The sequence below is a fragment of the Streptomyces sp. NPDC056161 genome, from assembly GCF_042268025.1.
Classification (GTDB): Bacteria; Actinomycetota; Actinomycetes; order Streptomycetales; family Streptomycetaceae; genus Streptomyces.
The window spans coordinates 321,433-338,030 of sequence record NZ_JBHJUV010000003.1 but is presented as its reverse complement, the minus strand read 5'-3'; the positions used below and the strand labels follow the sequence as shown (position 1 = coordinate 338,030).

The 16,598-nt window shown below is 70.4% G+C and carries 16 protein-coding genes and 2 pseudogenes; 7 read left to right on the top strand and 11 right to left on the bottom strand.

The features are described 5' to 3' along the window. The first annotated feature begins 29 nt into the window (after positions 1–29). Positions 30–956 (top strand): sugar phosphate isomerase/epimerase family protein, encoded by a 927-nt coding sequence (locus ACFC09_RS05195; protein ID WP_376524086.1) that lies wholly within the window; start codon positions 30–32, stop codon positions 954–956. A 273-nt stretch (positions 957–1,229) separates the two neighbouring features. Here the strand turns inward: ACFC09_RS05195 and ACFC09_RS05190 are convergent, their stop codons facing one another. Both ACFC09_RS05190 and ACFC09_RS05185 read right to left on the bottom strand, forming a co-directional pair. Further along, a complete protein-coding gene (locus ACFC09_RS05190) occupies positions 1,230–2,897 on the bottom strand; it encodes an amidase (protein ID WP_376524081.1) in 1,668 nt (555 codons plus the stop codon). After that, complete coding sequence (locus tag ACFC09_RS05185; protein ID WP_376524080.1) at positions 2,894–3,196, bottom strand: hypothetical protein; 303 nt, start codon at positions 3,194–3,196, stop codon at positions 2,894–2,896. The genes ACFC09_RS05190 and ACFC09_RS05185 overlap by 4 nt, the downstream gene beginning before the upstream one ends. Positions 3,197–3,669: 473 nt before the next feature. On the opposite strand from ACFC09_RS05185, the gene ACFC09_RS05180 reads away from it, so the two are divergent. Next, positions 3,670–3,870 (top strand): helix-turn-helix transcriptional regulator, encoded by a 201-nt coding sequence (locus ACFC09_RS05180; RefSeq protein ID WP_376524079.1) that lies wholly within the window; start codon positions 3,670–3,672, stop codon positions 3,868–3,870. Between the two features lie 138 nt (positions 3,871–4,008). Here ACFC09_RS05180 and ACFC09_RS05175 read toward each other — a convergent pair whose 3' ends face one another. Next, complete coding sequence (locus ACFC09_RS05175; protein WP_376524077.1) at positions 4,009–5,172, bottom strand: zinc-dependent alcohol dehydrogenase family protein; 1,164 nt, start codon at positions 5,170–5,172, stop codon at positions 4,009–4,011. A 381-nt stretch (positions 5,173–5,553) separates the two neighbouring features. On the opposite strand from ACFC09_RS05175, the gene ACFC09_RS05170 reads away from it, so the two are divergent. Continuing rightward, entirely contained in the window at positions 5,554–5,694 is a 141-nt protein-coding gene (locus tag ACFC09_RS05170) for a hypothetical protein (protein WP_376524075.1), read from the top strand. 117 nt (positions 5,695–5,811) lie between these two features. Continuing rightward, positions 5,812–6,051 carry a heavy-metal-associated domain-containing protein gene (locus ACFC09_RS05165; RefSeq protein ID WP_376524073.1) on the top strand — a complete coding sequence of 80 codons (240 nt, stop codon included), beginning with the start codon at positions 5,812–5,814 and terminating at the stop codon, positions 6,049–6,051. 961 nt (positions 6,052–7,012) lie between these two features. Here ACFC09_RS05165 and ACFC09_RS05160 read toward each other — a convergent pair. Beyond that, positions 7,013–8,302 (bottom strand): citrate synthase, encoded by a 1,290-nt coding sequence (locus ACFC09_RS05160; protein WP_376524072.1) that lies wholly within the window; start codon positions 8,300–8,302, stop codon positions 7,013–7,015. A gap of 206 nt (positions 8,303–8,508) precedes the next feature. Continuing rightward, a complete protein-coding gene (locus tag ACFC09_RS05155; protein ID WP_376524070.1) occupies positions 8,509–10,764 on the bottom strand; it encodes an ATP-dependent RecD-like DNA helicase in 2,256 nt (751 codons plus the stop codon). Between the two features lie 167 nt (positions 10,765–10,931). Between ACFC09_RS05155 and ACFC09_RS05150 the strand changes: the two are divergent. Continuing rightward, a pseudogene (locus ACFC09_RS05150) lies at positions 10,932–11,618 on the top strand (PhzF family phenazine biosynthesis isomerase); the annotation flags it as partial. 237 nt (positions 11,619–11,855) lie between these two features. On the opposite strand, the gene ACFC09_RS05145 reads toward ACFC09_RS05150, so the two are convergent. The 3 genes from ACFC09_RS05145 to ACFC09_RS05135 all read right to left on the bottom strand — a co-directional run bounded on the left by ACFC09_RS05145 (position 11,856) and on the right by ACFC09_RS05135 (position 14,117). Further along, a complete protein-coding gene (locus tag ACFC09_RS05145) occupies positions 11,856–12,866 on the bottom strand; it encodes a hypothetical protein (protein ID WP_376524069.1) in 1,011 nt (336 codons plus the stop codon). 2 nt (positions 12,867–12,868) lie between these two features. Next, positions 12,869–13,534: a hypothetical protein gene (locus tag ACFC09_RS05140; RefSeq protein ID WP_376524067.1), complete on the bottom strand. Its 666-nt coding sequence runs from the start codon at positions 13,532–13,534 to the stop codon at positions 12,869–12,871. A gap of 196 nt (positions 13,535–13,730) precedes the next feature. Beyond that, a complete protein-coding gene (locus ACFC09_RS05135) occupies positions 13,731–14,117 on the bottom strand; it encodes a winged helix-turn-helix transcriptional regulator (RefSeq protein WP_376524066.1) in 387 nt (128 codons plus the stop codon). Positions 14,118–14,212: 95 nt separating this feature from the next. Here ACFC09_RS05135 and ACFC09_RS05130 point away from each other — a divergent pair, with 95 nt between their 5' ends. Then, positions 14,213–14,590, top strand: coding sequence for a VOC family protein (locus ACFC09_RS05130; protein WP_376524064.1), 378 nt, complete (start codon positions 14,213–14,215; stop codon positions 14,588–14,590). 39 nt (positions 14,591–14,629) lie between these two features. Here ACFC09_RS05130 and ACFC09_RS05125 read toward each other — a convergent pair whose 3' ends face one another. The 3 genes and pseudogenes from ACFC09_RS05125 to ACFC09_RS05115 form a co-directional block, all read right to left on the bottom strand. Then, positions 14,630–14,815, bottom strand: a complete 186-nt coding sequence (locus tag ACFC09_RS05125) for a DUF397 domain-containing protein (protein ID WP_376524125.1) — start codon at positions 14,813–14,815, stop codon at positions 14,630–14,632. 12 nt (positions 14,816–14,827) lie between these two features. After that, a pseudogene (locus ACFC09_RS05120) lies at positions 14,828–14,983 on the bottom strand (DUF397 domain-containing protein); the annotation flags it as partial. Positions 14,984–14,991: 8 nt separating this feature from the next. Beyond that, on the bottom strand, positions 14,992–15,828 hold the full coding sequence (locus ACFC09_RS05115) for a helix-turn-helix transcriptional regulator (protein WP_376524063.1): 837 nt from the start codon (positions 15,826–15,828) through the stop codon (positions 14,992–14,994). A gap of 236 nt (positions 15,829–16,064) precedes the next feature. Here ACFC09_RS05115 and ACFC09_RS05110 point away from each other — a divergent pair, with 236 nt between their 5' ends. After that, positions 16,065–16,478, top strand: coding sequence for an ATP-binding protein (locus tag ACFC09_RS05110; protein ID WP_376524061.1), 414 nt, complete (start codon positions 16,065–16,067; stop codon positions 16,476–16,478). Positions 16,479–16,598 lie beyond the last annotated feature (120 nt).

Sequence of the window (16,598 nt, the reverse complement as noted above, 5' to 3'; positions counted from 1 at the left end):
TCTCCTCCGCGCGCCGCACGCTGGCGGCCATGACGTCATCGCCACCTCAGTCTCCCGTGCCCGGCCTGTCCCGCATCCGTGTCGGATCGGCGCCCGACTCCTGGGGCGTGTGGTTCCCGGACGATCCCCAGCAGGTGCCCTGGCAGCGCTTCCTCGACGAGGTCGCCCAGGCCGGGTACGAGTGGATCGAGCTGGGCCCGTACGGGTACCTGCCGTCCGATCCCGCCGTCCTCGCCGAGGAGACCGCCCGGCGCGGCCTGAAGGTGTCGGCGGGCACCGTCTTCACCGGCCTGCACCACGGCACGGCGGTGTGGGACAAGACCTGGGCGCACGTCTCCGACATCGCGGCCCTCACCCAGGCCATGGGCGCCCGGCACCTGGTCGTCATCCCGTCCTTCTGGCGCGACGACAAGACCGGCGAGGTGCTGGAGCCGGACACGCTCACGCCCGAGCAGTGGCGCAATCTCACCTCGCAGACCGAGCGGCTGGGCCGGGAGGTGCGCGAGCGCTACGGCCTGGAGATCGTCGTCCACCCGCACGCCGACACCCACATCGACAGCGAGGAGAACGTCGTCCGCTTCCTCGACGGCACCGACTCCTCCCTGGTGTCGCTCTGCCTGGACACCGGGCACTACGCCTACTGCGGCGGGGACAGCGTCAAGCTGATCGAGACCTACGGCGAGCGGATCGGCTACCTCCACCTCAAGCAGGTGGACCCGGAGATCCTGGCCGAGGTCCGGGCGAACGAGATCCCCTTCGGGCCCGCGGTCGCCAAGGGCGTGATGGTCGAGCCCCCGGCCGGTGTGCCCGCGCTCGGGCCGGTCCTGGAGGCGGCCGGGAAGCTGGACGTCGACCTGTTCGCGATCGTCGAGCAGGACATGTACCCCTGCGAGCCCGACCGGCCGCTGCCGATCGCCCAGCGGACCCGGGCGTTCCTGCGATCCTGCGGCGCGTAGGCGCTCCACAGGAGGTCCGTAGGCGCTCCGTAGGCGCTCCGCAGGAGGTCCGGTACGTCAGCCGCGGGCCCGTCGTGACCGTCGTGACCGGTCGCTCCCCCAGGCTCCCGGCTCCGCTCGAACAGGAGAGCCCCACCGTGGCGGAGGCGCCGCTCCCCGCTGCCCCGCGCCCCTCCAAGGGGAGAGCTGCCCGCACCGCGCGACCCACCACCGCCCAGGGCCGGCCCCGGCCCCGGCCCCGCGGTGCGGTCGGGTCCGGGGCGGCGGTGCGGGTCAGGCGGACAGTTCGGCCGCTTCCTCGGCGGTCAGCCGCGGCCCGGTGCCGGCCGCGCGCACGGCGCTTTTGGACATGGTCGACGTGGATTTCGATGTGGATTTCGATGTGGATTTCGATGTGGATTTCGACGGGGTGGCGGGGTCGGCGGGGCGACGGGTGTGCCAGTCGGTGACGGCCTGGTAGGCGGCCACGACCTCCAGCAGCCGGTCCTCCTCGTAGGGCTGGCCACCGAGGAGGACCCCGGAGGGTACGCCGTCGACGAACCCGGCGGGGAAGCCGATCAGTGGCAGGCCCAGCAGGTCGAAGGGCACCACATCGGTCTGGAACAGCACATCGCAGTCGTTCATGACCGTGTCGAGGACTTCCCGCAGCAGATGGTTCTTGGCCCGCTGTGCGGTGATCCACTCGTCCCCGGAGAGCATCAGCCCCTGCAACCAGCTCAGCAAGGACACCCCGAACTTGCGGGGATCCTCGCGCAGCCAGTACCGGAACGGTTCCGTCCGCTCAGGCAGCCGTGCCGCGTTGAACCCGCTGGTCAGCAGGGACCAGTCCGCGGGGTAGGCGACATCGACCAGGGTCACCCCGGAGATGCCGTCGAGCCGGTCCAGCAGCGCGCGGCGCACGTCGCCGTCGGTACCGAGGAAGTCGGCCGGCACCCCGATACGGGTGGCGTGCCGCATCTGCGCCCCGCCCCGCCGTGCGATGACCGGGGTGGCCGCGCGGACCAGATCGGGGACGTCCGGGAGGCCGAGGGTGCGGGGGTCGCCGGGGTCGGGACCGGCGAGCACGGAGAGCATCAGGGCGGCGTCCATCGCGTCGCGGGCCAGCGGACCGGAGTGGTCGCGGGTGTAGGAGAGCGGGATGACGCCGTATACGGAGGCACGGCCCAGAGTGGGTTTGAGACCGGTGAGATTCTGCCGGTTGGCGGGCAGGACGATCGATCCGCCGGTCTGGGTGCCGATGGACGAGGACGCCATCCGTGCGGCGACGGCACAGGCGGGGCCGGTGGAGGAGCCGCCCGGGTCGACGGCGGGGTCGTCCGGGGTCCAGGCGTTGACGGTGGTGACGGTGCCGTTGGGCAGCGTCGCGCGGGTGGTCGCCAGCGGCCCCATCTGCCCCTTGCCGAGCACGATGCCCCCGGCGCCGGTCAGCCGGGCGACGGCGGTGGCGTCGTACTCGGGCACGAAGTCCTCGAAGATGTACGAATTGGCGCGGGTCGGGACGTCCTTGGTGAAGTAGTTGTCCTTGATGCAGAGCGGGATCCCGTTGAGCACCCCCCGCCGCCCGGTCCGCCGGTCGGCGGTCCGGGCGGCGGCCAGCGCCCGGTCGCCCGTCACCTCGGCGTATGCCTGGTAGACGGAGTCGAACGTGCCGATCCGGTCCAGATACGCCTCGACCAGCGTGACCGAGGTCAGCTTGCGCTGCCGCATCAGCACGGCCGCCTCGGCCAGCGTCGCCTCGGTCGGGTCCTTCCGCGCGGCGTCGCGTACCTCGATGTCGGGCAGGGTCAGACCCGCACCGCCGGCTGCCGCGGCGGGCGCCGCCGCGGCGGGCGAGGGCAGCAGCACACCACCGGCCACGGCCGCCCCGGTCACCGCCGCGGAACTGGCCAGAAACGTACGGCGGTTGAGGGCCCGGCGGGTGCCGCCCAGGGCGTCGCTCACTTCGCGTCCGCCTTTCCGGTCCATGCCTCGGTGACGGAGGGATACAGCAAGGGCGCCGAGGTCTGCTGGGCGTAGGCGGGCTCGGGCGTCCCGCCCGCTGCCGGAGTCCAGCCGGCGATGGCCACCGCCGACGCGGTGACGAACGACCGCAGGGAGGCGAGGGCCTGACCGCGGGTGGGGACGCCGGTCGCGGCGTCGGGGGTCTCGGGCAGCAGGTCGAGATCGACCCCGGCCAGCGCGAGCCTGGTCCGTATGTAGGCGTCCACCTGCTCGGCGGTGGGTGGTTGCGGTTGGCTCAAGGAATCCTCCTGGGTCGGCGTGGCAACCTGGCCAGACTTCACCACCCGGCCGTATCCGCCCCATTAACCCCGTGTGTCACGGTAGTTGCCCGTACGGCGGCGGACCTGGGGGTCGCTCGGCCGACTCGGGGGCCCGTGACCCGCCGCGGCCCGGGTCCGGCACGCCACGAGGGACGTAGCCCCGCTCGGCCCCCTCGGCGGCCCCCTCGGCGTCCTCCTCGGCGTCCTCCTCGGGTCGGCGCGACCCTTCGCGGCCCGGCGCGCACCTCCGTATCACCTCTGTCACAAATGTCCCGAGGATTTCCCCTATGTCACATGTCTGCTGACGCTGGGTCACACCCCGCCCACAGGCCCTGCCCGGCGCCCGGGTCGCGTCGTTCACCGCGCACAGGCTGGTGATCGCCGACGCTGCGCCCGGCTCCTCCGACGGCCGTCCGGGTCGCCACCGCGGCGCGTGCAGGGAGGTGCGACTCATGACCGACCGAAGGCTCTGGTCCTACAAGGAGATCGCGGCACACATCCGGGTGCAGCCGGACACCGTACGGTCCTACCGCAAACACGGGCTGCTGCCCCCGCCCGACCACGTGGAGGGCGGCAGGCCCTACTGGTACGCGGACACCGTCCGCGCCTGGGTCGCCTCCCGCCCCCGCAACCGCGGCCGACGCCAGGACTGACGCCGGTGACCGCTGCGGCTGCGCCCGCGGGCCCGCCCGACTCAAGGACCGACCGGTGCCGAGGCCGTCCTGCGGGCGCTTCGTCGAGTCCGCGGGCGGGGCCACGGCGCACGCGGTGCGTGCGGGAGCGGACGGTCCTCAGGCCCACGGCTCGATGACCGTGACCCCCGCACGCCCGGCTCCCGCACGCCCGGCTCCCGCACGCCCGGCTCCCGCACGCCCGGCTCCCGCATGCCCGGCTTCCGGCGCCGCCACGCCCGCCGCTCCGGCCGCTGCCACCCCCGCCGCCGCCCCGGCTGCCGCGCCCATCGCCGCCAGCGCGGCCGGTGCCGCGTCCAGCGGGATCGTCGCGGTCACCAGCCGGTCGGGGCGCAGCACCCCCGCCCGGACCAGTTCCAGCATCGCCGGATAGGCGTGTGCGGCCATGCCGTGGCTGCCGAGGAGTTCCAGCTCCAGGGCGATGGCGCGGGCCATGGGCACCGGCGTGCTGCCGTCCGCGGAGGGCAGCAGGCCCACCTGGACGTGCCGGCCGCGGCGGCGCAGCCCGCCCACCGAGGCCGCGCAGGTGGCCGGGGAGCCGAGCGCGTCCAGGGACAGCTGGGCGCCGCCGCCGGTCAGCTCGCGCACCACCGCCGCCGGGTCCGCGGTGCCCGTGGCGTCGACGCACTCCGCCGCGCCGAACGCGCGCGCCAGGTCCAGGGCCCCGGCCGACACGTCCACGGCGACCACCCGTGCCCCGGCCGCCGCCGCGATCATCACCGCGGACAGCCCCACGCCGCCGCACCCGTGCACCGCGACCCACTCCCCCGCCGCCACCCGGCCCTGCTGCACCACCGCGCGGAAGGCGGTCGCGAAACGGCAGCCGAGGGCGGCGGCGGTGGCGTAGGACATCCCGTCGGGAACGCCGACCAGGTTCACGTCGGCGTGGTCGAGCGCCACGTACTCGGCGAACGAGCCCCAGCGGTCGAAGCCGGGCTGGGTCTGCCGCTCGCACACCTGCTGGTCGCCCGCCGCGCAGGCCGGGCAGCTCCCGCAGGCGCAGACGAAGGGCACGGTGACCCGGTCGCCGGGGTGCCAGCCGGTGACCCGGGCGCCCACCGCCTCGACGACTCCGGCGAGTTCATGACCGGGCACGTGCGGCAGGGTGACGTCCGGGTCGTGGCCCATCCAGCCGTGCCAGTCACTGCGGCACAGGCCGGTCGCCTCGACCCGCACCACGACCCCGTGCTCCGCCGGCTCCGGATCCGCCACCTCTCGGACCTCGGCCGGCTCCCCGTACCGCTCGAACACCACAGCCCGCATCCGCCTCTGCTCCTCTGTCCGGCCCGTCCATGCCGAGCGCTCCACCGGCGCTCCACCGGCGCTCCACCGGCGCTCCGCCGGCGCTCCGCCGGATGGCCATTGTCCTGGCGGACCCCTGGACGGGCCCCTCGGGGCACCCCTGGACGCCGTCCGACGGCGTGACGGCCGGGCCGGGAACTCCGGCGGCGGCTCCCGGACTGCGGCGCGGGGCACGTCTGCATAAGGTGCGGATAACCGCCTCCGAGGGGACCCGTCGCCGTGACCCACTCGCCGCCGCCCGGCGCACCCAGGGCCCGCATCCCCGGCCCGCGGCGGTCCCCGCCCGCGCGACGCCGGGGCCGCGCGAGCCGGTGGCGCCGCCGGCTGTGGTACGTGCCGGCCGTGCCGGTACTGGCGGCCCTGTTCGCCTACGCGGCGGAGAACGCCCGGTCACTGGCGGCCCTGCTGCTGTTCGCCGGCTCCCTGCTCTGTGCGGTCCTGGCGCTGCGCACGCCCAAGGGACACGACCGCGACTCGACGTGAGAGCGAGGCGCGTGCGGCCCGCCTCCTTGGGTAAATACCCCCTAGGGGTATAATCTGGAGAATGCAGGCCCCACTGTGGAGCCCATCGGCCCCACCTGCCTCGACGAGGAGCAAGACATGACCGCCCAGATCGACACCCCCACCACCGTCACCACCGTCTACAAGGTCAGCGGGATGAGCTGCGGACACTGCGAGGGTGCCGTCTCCGCCGAGATCTCCGAGATCCCCGGCGTCAGCTCGGTGCAGGCCGTCGCCTCGACCGGCGAGGTCACCGTCGCCTCCGCCGCGCCGCTCGACGAGAAGGCCGTCCGCGACGCCGTCGACGAGGCCGGCTTCGAACTGGTCGGCACGGTCTGAGGCGACCACCCGAGCACCCGCCACGCCCCGCACGCCACACCCCGCCCGGCCACCGGCTACCGACGTCGGGCCGGGCGGTGGCACGCGACCCGACGCACAGCCACCCCACCGAACCGGATGATCACGGAGGTTTCGGTGAGTACGGCAGAAGTTACCGACAGTACGTCGAAGTCGAGGCAGGAGCCCCCTGGAGTCCGAAGCGCACCTCACATAAGCTCTCCACAAGGCTCATGCATCATCCTCACGCTTGAGCGCCGATTGCTATATCGGGGCCCTTGCGCATCTAACGGACATATGCAAGAGACGCAGATCACAGTGGTGTGAACGTAACCATCGAAGGGGTTCGACGGTCTAAGTTGACGATGCCAGGCGACGTCTTGGGGGGCGTCGGCTGGCATCTGAGGATGTCTTGGGGGACTTCCTCAGAGATGCGTTGCCGGGGCACGTACACCGGGAAGCTTTGAGCGGCCCTCCCGGTCTGTACGGGTCCCGGCAGATGCACGCACCACTGGAGCACGGCGGGTTTTGCTCGTTGTGCTCACGCAGCGATTCAGGCGCTGCTTTCGCAAGCGCCCGGCCGGATCCCGTGGGGGGAATCCGTACCGGGACACGGGAAGGCGCCCTGGTCGTCGGCCCGTGGGGGGACCGGCGTTCCAGGGCGCCTTCTGCGTCCGCGGGGTTCCGCGGGGGTTCTGTGGGACATCGGGACCGCACGACGACGGGACCGCGGGACATCGGGACCGCGGGACATCGGGGACTACGGGACATCGGGGACTACGGGATCTCTCCCGCTCCTGAGACAGTGCGGGCCGCGCAGGCGACGCAAGCAGCCGCACTGGCGACCCAGACACCACAGACGTGCCCCTCCGGCTCGCGGGCCGAAGGGGCCGCGGAGCCGAAGGGGCACGTCCGGGGCCGCCCCGCCCCCGTGGGGACCGGGCCGCCCTTCACCGGCGGGGTGTCAGCGCCCCTCGACCGGCACGAAGTCCCGCTCCACGACGCCCGTGTAGATCTGGCGCGGGCGGCCGATACGAGAACCCGGCTCCTTGATCATTTCCTGCCACTGGGCGATCCAGCCCGGCAGCCGGCCGAGGGCGAACAGGACGGTGAACATCTCCGTCGGGAAGCCCATGGCGCGGTAGATCAGGCCGGTGTAGAAGTCGACGTTCGGGTAGAGCTTGCGCTCGACGAAGTAGCTGTCGGAAAGCGCGTGCTCCTCCAGCTTGAGGGCGATGTCGAGCAGCTCGTCGGACTTGCCGAGGGCCGAGAGCACGTCGTGCGCGGCAGCCTTGATGATCTTGGCGCGCGGGTCGAAGTTCTTGTAGACCCGGTGGCCGAAGCCCATCAGGCGGACGCCGTCCTCCTTGTTCTTCACCTTGCGGATGAAGGTGTCGACGTCACCGCCGCTCTCCTGGATGCCCTCCAGCATCTCCAGGACCGACTGGTTGGCGCCGCCGTGCAGCGGACCCCACAGGGCGGAGATGCCGGCCGAGATCGACGCGAACATGTTGGCCTGGGAGGAGCCGACCAGGCGGACCGTGGAGGTCGAACAGTTCTGCTCGTGGTCGGCGTGCAGGATGAGCAGCTTGTCGAGGGCGGCGACGACGACCGGGTCCGGCTCGTACTCGTCGGCCGGGACCGAGAAGGTCATGCGGAGGAAGTTCTCGACGTAGCCGAGGTCGTTGCGCGGGTAGACGAACGGGTGGCCGATCGACTTCTTGTAGGCGTACGCCGCGATGGTGGGAAGCTTGGCGAGCAGCCGGATGGTGGAGAGGTTGCGCTGCTTCTCGTCGAACGGGTTGTGGCTGTCCTGGTAGAAGGTGGACAGCGCCGAGACGACCGACGACAGCATGGCCATCGGGTGGGCGTCGCGCGGGAAGCCCGTGTAGAAGTTCTTGACGTCCTCGTGCAGCAGTGTGTGCTGCGTCACGTCGTTCTTGAACGTGGTCAGCTCGTCCACGGTCGGCAGCTCGCCGTTGATCAGCAGGTACGCCACCTCCAGGAAGGTGGAGCGCTCCGCCAGCTGCTCGATCGGGTAACCCCGGTACCGCAGGATGCCCGCCTCGCCGTCGAGGTAGGTGACGGCGGATTTATAGGCGGCCGTGTTGCCGTAACCACTGTCCAGAGTCACCAGACCGGTCTGGGCGCGGAGCTTCCCGATGTCGAAGCCCTTGTCACCGACGGTGCTGTCGATCACCGGGTAGGTGTACTCGCCGTCGCCGTACCGCAGTACTACAGAGTTGTCGCTCACGTCTTCCCTCACCGGCGTAGTGCCTCATCTTCGAGGTGCCCTGACTGTCTCTACCATCCCCCATTTGGCTCAGGAGAGTGCACTCGGGGTCGACCATTGGGCTTATCGGCGGCACTCAGTGCCGCCAACTTGCTCATCCTGCCCCGTTGTCCGCCCATCTGGAAGTCCCCTGTGGCCTCTGTGACCTTCCCGACTGATTTGATCGATCATTTTCGGTGCTCCAGCCTGAAGGCGAGGGCCGTGCACCGCCGTCCGGCCGACACGGTGCGCACCGCCTGGCCGATCGCCTTGCGCGAACCGACGAGCACGACCAGCCGTTTCGCGCGGGTGACCGCCGTGTAGAGCAGATTGCGCTGGAGCATCATCCAGGCCCCCGTGGTGACGGGGATCACCACCGCCGGGTACTCGCTGCCCTGCGAGCGGTGGATGGTCACCGCGTACGCGTGGGCCAGCTCGTCCAGTTCGTCGAAGTCGTACGGCACCTCCTCGTCCTCGTCGGTCAGCACCGTCAGCCGCTGCTCGACCGGGTCGAGCGAGGTGACCACGCCCACGGTGCCGTTGAAGACGCCGTTCTCCCCTTTCTCGTAGTTGTTCCGGATCTGGGTGACCTTGTCGCCGACGCGGAAGACCCGGCCGCCGAACCGCTTCTCCGGCAGGTCCGGGCGGGCCGGTGTGACGGCCTGTTGGAGCAGCCCGTTGAGGGTGCCGGCGCCGGCCGGACCGCGGTGCATCGGCGCGAGCACCTGCACGTCCCGGCGCGGGTCGAGCCCGAACCGGGCCGGGATACGGCGCGCGGCCACGTCCACGGTGAGGCGGCCGGCCTCCTCCGTGTCGTCCTCGACGAAGAGGAAGAAGTCCTTCATGCCGTCGGTGAGCGGATGCTGACCGGAGTTGATGCGGTGGGCGTTGGTCACCACGCCGGACTGCTGGGCCTGCCGGAAGACCCGGGTGAGCCGGACGGACGGCATCGGGCTGCCGTCGGCCAGCAGGTCCCGCAGCACCTCGCCCGCGCCGACGCTCGGCAGTTGGTCGACGTCCCCGACGAACAGCAGGTGGGCGCCCGGAGGCACCGCCTTGGCCAGTTTGTTGGCGAGCAGCAGGTCCAGCATGGACGCCTCGTCGACGACGACCAGGTCGGCCTGGAGCGGGCGGTCCTTGTCGTACGCCGCGTCACCGCCCGGCTTCAGCTCCAGCAGCCGGTGCACGGTGGACGCCTCGGCGCCGGTCAGCTCGGCCAGCCTTTTGGCGGCCCGGCCGGTGGGCGCGGCGAGCACGACCCGGGCCTGTTTGGCGCGGGCCAGCTCCACGATGGAACGGACCGTGAAGGACTTGCCGCACCCGGGGCCGCCGGTGAGGACGGCGACCTTCTCGGTCAGCGCCAGCCGCACGGCGGCCTCCTGCTCGGGCGCGAGGTCGGCGCCGGTGCGCCCCTTGAGCCAGCCGAGGGCCTTGTCCCAGTCGACGTCCCGGAAGACCGGCATCCGGTCCTCGTCGGTGCGCAGCAGACGCGACAGCTGGGCCGCGAGGGAGAGTTCGGCCCGGTGGAAGGGGACGAGATAGACGGCGGTGACGGGCTCGCCGCCGTCGGGTCCTGGCACCTTCTCCCGTACGACGCCCGGATCGGCGCCCTCCTCCGGCGGCTCGGCCAGCTCCGCCAGGCACTCGATCACCAGGCCGGTGTCGACCTGGAGCAGCTTCACCGCGTCGGCGATGAGCCGTTCCTCGGGGAGGAAGCAGTGGCCCTGGTCGGTGGATTGCGACAGCGCGTACTGGAGGCCCGCCTTGACGCGCTCCGGGCTGTCGTGCGGAATGCCGACGGACTGGGCGATCTTGTCAGCCGTGAGGAAGCCGATGCCCCACACGTCGGCGGCCAGCCGGTAGGGCTGGTTCTTCACGACGGAGATGGACGCGTCACCGTACTTCTTGTAGATCCGCACGGCGATGGACGTGGACACCTCGACGGTCTGGAGGAAGAGCATGACCTCCTTGATCGCCTTCTGCTCCTCCCAGGCGTCGGCGATCCTCCCGGTGCGCTTCGGACCGAGGCCGGGCACCTCGATCAGCCGCTTCGGCTCCTCCTCGATGATCCGCAGCGTGTCCAGGCCGAAGTGCTGGGTGATGCGGTCCGCGAAGACCGGCCCGATGCCCTTGACCAGACCCGAACCGAGGTAACGCCGGATGCCCTGCACGGTCGCCGGCAGCACGGTGGTGTAGTTCTCGACGGTGAACTGCTTGCCGTACTGCGGGTGGGAGCCCCAGCGGCCCTCCATCCGCAACGACTCGCCGACCTGCGCGCCGAGCAGCGCGCCGACCACCGTGAGCAGGTCCGCGGCGCCTCTGCCGGTGTCCACGCGGGCGACGGTGTAGCCGTTCTCCTCGTTGGCGTACGTGATCCGCTCCAGCACACCCTCGACCACGGCGAGCGTCCGCTCGGCCGTCGCGTTCCCCGCCTGCTGCACCATGCCCCGACCGTACCGCCGGGCGGTGACAGCGCCGTCCGGCAGGCACCCGGCCACCGGCCCGCCGTGCCGGCCGCCGGTGCCGAGGGCGCCCTCGCGCCGCGGGGAGGGGCCGACGGCGTCGTACCGTTGACCGGGTCCATGGCGAGGCCCCCGTGATACGAAGTCCGATGAGAGTCCTGTACCAGGTCGACTCCTTCACCCGTGCGCCGTTCACCGGCAACCCGGCCGGTGTGGTGCTGGACGCCGACGGGCTGACGGACGCCCAGATGCCGGCCGTCGCACGGGAACTGAACAACTCGGAGACGGCCTTCGTACTCGCCGCCGACGGCACGGACCACGACGTACGGGTGCGGTTCTTCACCCCGACTACCGAGGTGCCGACCTGCGGGCACGCCACCGTGGGGGCGCATTTCGCCCGCGCCGTCGAGTACGGGCTGCCGTCGGGCTCACTGGTGCAGAAGACCGGCACCGGCCTGCTCCAACGGGTGGAGATCCAGCGCGAGGGCGAGCGGGTGCGGATCGGCATGCACCAGGGAGCCGCCACGTTCGGACCCGCCTGGGACGGCGGCCGGGTGGAGCGGCTGCTACGAACCCTGGGCGCCGGTGCCCGGGACCTGGCGGACGACGGCCCGGTCCAGACCGTGTCCACCGGCCACGCCAAGGTGCTGGTCGAACTGCGCGACCGCACCGCGGTGGACGGCCTGCGACCGGACCCCGCCGCGTTGACCGCGCTCAGCCGCGAGACCGGCGTGGGCGGCTTCTCCGTCTTCACCAGGGCCACCGGCGATCCCCGGCTGCTCACCTGGTCGCGGATGTTCGCACCGGCGATCGGGATCGCCGAGGACCCGGTGACCGGCAACGGACACGGTCCCCTCGGGGCGTACCTGCTGCGCCACGGCATCGTCCCCGCCCCGCACGGCCGATCTGGCCTTCACCGGACGGGCCGGCCTCCGGTCCGAGCGGACCAACCTCCGTCCGAGCGGGTCGGCTTACGGACCGAACACCGCCGGCCTACGGACCGAACACCGTCGGCCTACGGTCCGAACGGGCCGGGCCGGGCTGGGCGCCGGTACGGCGCCGCGGCCTGGGCCCTAGCGGTTCACCGCCTGGATCTCCTTGACGGTCACGTCCTGCTCGAACGTGGACAGCCCGTCCGGCAGTCCCGGCTGCCGCGCGGGCCCGTCCGGGTCGGCGGAGTCGGTCCAGGTCACCTTCCAGGTGATCGACGCCTTCAAGGGGTAGGTTCCGCTGCCGGACGAACGTCGGTACGTGACGTTGCACCCCGCGTCCCCGCTGTCGACCGTGTAGCCGCCCGCGCCCTTGACCAGGTCGTACGTACACGACTTGGGGTCGGCGTCCGCGGTACCGGCATCGATCTTGAGCGCCACCGGGGTCGCGACGGTGGTCGCGGCCAGCCGAACGCCCTTGTAGTCGATGCTGGCGGTCGTCCACACCCGGTCGAAGTCGCTGTCGAGCTTCACCCGCGTCCCGAGGTTCACGATGAGCCGGTCGGCGGCCGGGCTCAGCAAGACGGGAGGAGTGGGCAACTTGGTGGAGTTGTAGGCAAGTTCGGAAAGCATCTCCGGAGTCAGCTTGTTCGGGTCGGGCCTCGGGTCGGCCGGCGGGACCCAGATCTCCCAGTTGTCGGTGGTGACGGGGCACGCCGTGCTGTAGTCGTCGTCACGGAACTGCACCTGCCACCACAGGCCCTTGTCCCCCTTGTGGTAATCCTCCTCGTCCCGTTTCTTGGCGTAGCTCGCCGCGGGCTCCCGTGCGCCGCCGTACGCGTCCTTGATGAACTTCTCGTATTCGTCGGCCGAGTACATCGGCTCGTACCAGCAGACCGGCGGTTTCCAGTTGGCGTCGGAGGAGGTGGCGGTCGCGGTGGAACCACCGGAGCGACCGGTCCTGCTCTGCCGGATCTGGATGTGGGCGCCGATCTTGCCGTTGGCGGAGTCGGCACCGGGGGCCGACCGGCCCGGGTCGGTGTTTCCCGAGTCACCGCCCGTGGTCTCACCCGCATACGCCGGCAGGCCCGTCCCCAGCGCCACAACGAGGCCGATGGCCGCGGCCGTCCGGAGAGCCGGACGAACACCGCTCACGCCTATCCCTGCACGCACGACGCATCCCCCTTCGTCCAATTCTGCTGCACCACCTGCCAGTCACCGGCGGAGTCCCGCGCGGCCTGGACGGTGTACAGAACGAAATCCTTGTCGCTCGGCTGGGTGCGTTGCACCTTCCCCGTCTTGATCTCCTTGTTGTACGCCTTGCTCTGGTCCTCGCAGTAGTGAGCCGCCGCCTTGCCGTTCACGACGTCCGTGACCTCGAAACCGTAGTAGCGGTAATCGCCCGTCACGGTCAGCCCTTCCTTCTTGAACTCGGCGACGCGGTCGGCCCAGTAGATGCGGGCGTTGGCCGCGAGGAAGCGGCTCAGATTGGCGGTCTCGCCATCCCCCTTGCCGAACGCCTCGACACGGGCCTGCGCCGCGTACGCCACATCTCGCAGGACCGCGTCCTTGGTGGCGTCCCCCGTCGGCTGCCTGTCGACGGTGACGGTGATGTCCGACGGAAGGTCGAATGCCGGTGCGTTCGTCCCAGCCGTCGCGGAGGCGGAGGTGGACGGAGTCGCGGAACCCGACTGCCCGCTGTCCGTCCCCTTGATCTTGTCACCGCTGGAGTCGCCGGTGGAGTCGCCGCCGCAAGCGGTCACGGAGAGGGCGAGGGCGGCAAGGAGGCCGGCCGCTGCCGTCCTGCGTCGCGTGGTCAGCATGAGCGCTTGTCCTCAGAGGTAGGTGACGGCGTGCCGAAGGATGGTCCCATGAGAGGCGGACATGGGGCCCGGTACCACGTGAGACCGATGCGGCTCCGTGAAGTTCGTGAAGGCGCCTTCACAGACGACCCGGCGGACGACGGCGAGTTCGGGGGAACGCGCACTCAAGTCCCGTACCGGATCGACGAGATGGCGATCATTTGCCGTCGTCGAAGCGGCGGCGCGCGGATTCGATCTCGTCCAGGTAGCGGCGGGTCCAGGTACACATGCCGTTGATCCTGTCGCGCAGCTCCAGGCCCGCCTCGGTGAGGCGGTAGTCCACGCGGGGCGGCACCGTCGCGTGGACGGTCCGGTGCATGACTCCGTCCCGTTCCAGCCCGCGCAGGGTCTGGGTGAGCATCTTGTGGCTGACGCCCTCCACCTCGGTCATCAGATCGGTGAACCGCAGAGTCCGCGTACCGAGGGCATTGATGATCAGCAGAGCCCACTTGCTGGCGGTCCCCGAAAAGATCTCCTGCGCCAGGGAGTGGACGCGGGTCTCGTCCGCGTCCTCCGGCGGACGTCGGCTCTGCTCGGTTTCCATCAGGTGCCTCTCTCACCAAAAAGTGCATTCTTCCACGTCAGAGAATACTCACCTACGGTTTCCGAGTAACCAGAAGTGATCTATGGGAGACAGACATGGCCATCCTGAAGACATACGCACGCCTGTGGACCGACGACCTCGACCAGGCGCTGCCCCTCTTGCAGCAGCTCACCGGCGAGCAGCCCCACCTGCGACTGGCCTTCGAGGCGGTCGGCCTCGCCGCCATCGGCGACTTCCTGGTGATCGCGGGACCGGCCGAGGAACGCGCGAAGTACGACCATGCCACCGCCACGGTCGTCGTCGAGGACCTCGACGCCCTCCAGGCGACCCTGAAGTCCGCGGACGCCACGATCACGACCCCCGCGGCCGACGGCCCGACCGGACGTTTCCTGTACGCCCGCCACGCCGACGGAGCGGGTGTCGAGTACGTGCAGTGGAACGACGAACTGGTCAGCAGGATCATCCGTGCATGAGCCGCCGTCCGGCGCGCCGGCCCCCGCCGCGGACCGAGGTCAGCGGCGGGGGTTCTTCTTGAGTGCTTCGAGGAAGGTGGTGAAGGCGTCGGGGGGGAAGGTGAGGGTGGCTCTGACCGGCGCCTTTGAGTCGCGGACGGCGACATGAGTGGAGGAGCTTGCTATCTCCACGCACTCGTTGCCGTCGCCGGGACCCGAGTAGGACGACTTCCGCCAGTTGGCCACCTTGAGGCCGTCGATGAACGCTATGAAAGCCACGGTCGGGAAGGCAAGAATCGCCTGGGCCGGAGCCTTCGAATCGCGAACGGCGACATGGGCGGGCGAGTGGGCCACCTCCACGCACTCGTTGCCGTCATCGGGCCCCGAGTAGGACGACTTCCGCCAGTTGTCCATTGCGTGCCTCACAACTCCTTCGCAAGCATGTGGATGAAGTCACGCGACCCTGCGGGGTCAAGTGACACAGCTTCCACCTTACGGAAGCGCGTTCGAAAGGCACCCAGTTGAGCTTCGGAGTCGATGAAGGCCGAGCCATGGGGTACGTCACGCACCACTGTGTCCAGTTTGGGCACGGGGCCACCGACGTAAGTCATCGTGCTGGCAGCTCTAGCGAACCCGTCCAAGTCGAACGGGATGACACGCACGGTGACGTTGTCCGCGTGGGAGAGTTCCAGGAGCTTGGTGAGTTGCACCCTGGTGGCTGCGCGATCGCTGACTCTGATGCGCAGAGCCGACTCGTGGATGACCAGCTCGTAGGCAATAGCGATCTTCTGACCGGCCATTCGGTGCTGCACGCGCAACTCAAGCTCATCGGACGTGAGTTCAGGCACGCGGCCCGTGAAGACGGCGCGCGCGTAAGCCTCCGTCTGCATCAGTCCCGGCACGTAGAGGATCGCGACATCCCGACGGAACAAGGCGTGATGGTTCAGTTCGGAAAGGTCCAAGAAGGACGTCGGTAGCAGGCCCCTGTACCGCTCCCACCACCCTCGCGTCCGATCAGTGGCCATGACGACCAGGGCATCGATGAATTTCTCGTCCGTGCAGGCGTAGTGGGAGGCAAGGCGACGGAGCCGCTTCTCACTCACGCCCGCCAGCCCGGACTCGATGTGGGTGATCTGGGCGGGGCCCACACCGAGCAGCGCAGCAGCCTGGCGGGCGCTGAAACCTGCTGTTTCACGGAGTCTGCGCAGTTCGACAGCCAAACGCATCTGCCGGGCCGTCGGTTCGCGCCTCAGCGCCATCTGTCACTCCTCGGCTCAACGCGCCTGCAAGCGCGACTCGTTCAGGCGACAGATTACGCGACAGACTTGCACGACATGAATCTATAGACCTACTGTCGGTGATGCGACGCACACGCTGCGAAAACACCGGGGAGTCGGAAGCGCACCGCTCCGTCCTGCCATGACGGCTGCGGCAAGGCCACCGCCGGTCATCGCAACGTTCCGAAGAACCCTCGCCGCCGAACCGGAGTTGACCCATGCCCGAAAACACCGCGGAACCCTGGGAGTACTCCCTCTACATCCCGAACGACGTACGCGCCGTCACCGTCAGTCGCCGCACCCTCCGCCTGATCCTGACGATCCACGGTCTGATCGGTCTGGTCGACGTCGCCGAGTTGCTGGCGACGGAACTGATCTCCAATGCCGTACGCCATACGAAGGGCCCCGCCGCGCTCCGAGTGCGCTGGTCGGCAGGGGTGCTGCGGATCGGCGCGTGGGACGCCGACCCCGAACCTCCGGAGCCGCCACTCCCGTTGGACCAGCTCTCCGACCTGGAGGACGGCCGCGGGCTGGCGCTGGTCCGGGCCTGCTCGGACCTCTGGGGCTGGCAGCCGCTGACCAGACAGGGCAGCCGGGGCAAGTACGTGTGGTGCGAACTCGCCGCCGCCTGAAGCAGGCGGCTCGCGCACCGAAGGGGCGCGGGGAAATGGAAAGCGGTCGGCCACGACGCCGCCGCAGACGGTAGACGACCCCGCTGCGGCCGTGCCGCCCCGGCGCCCGACTCGTTGATC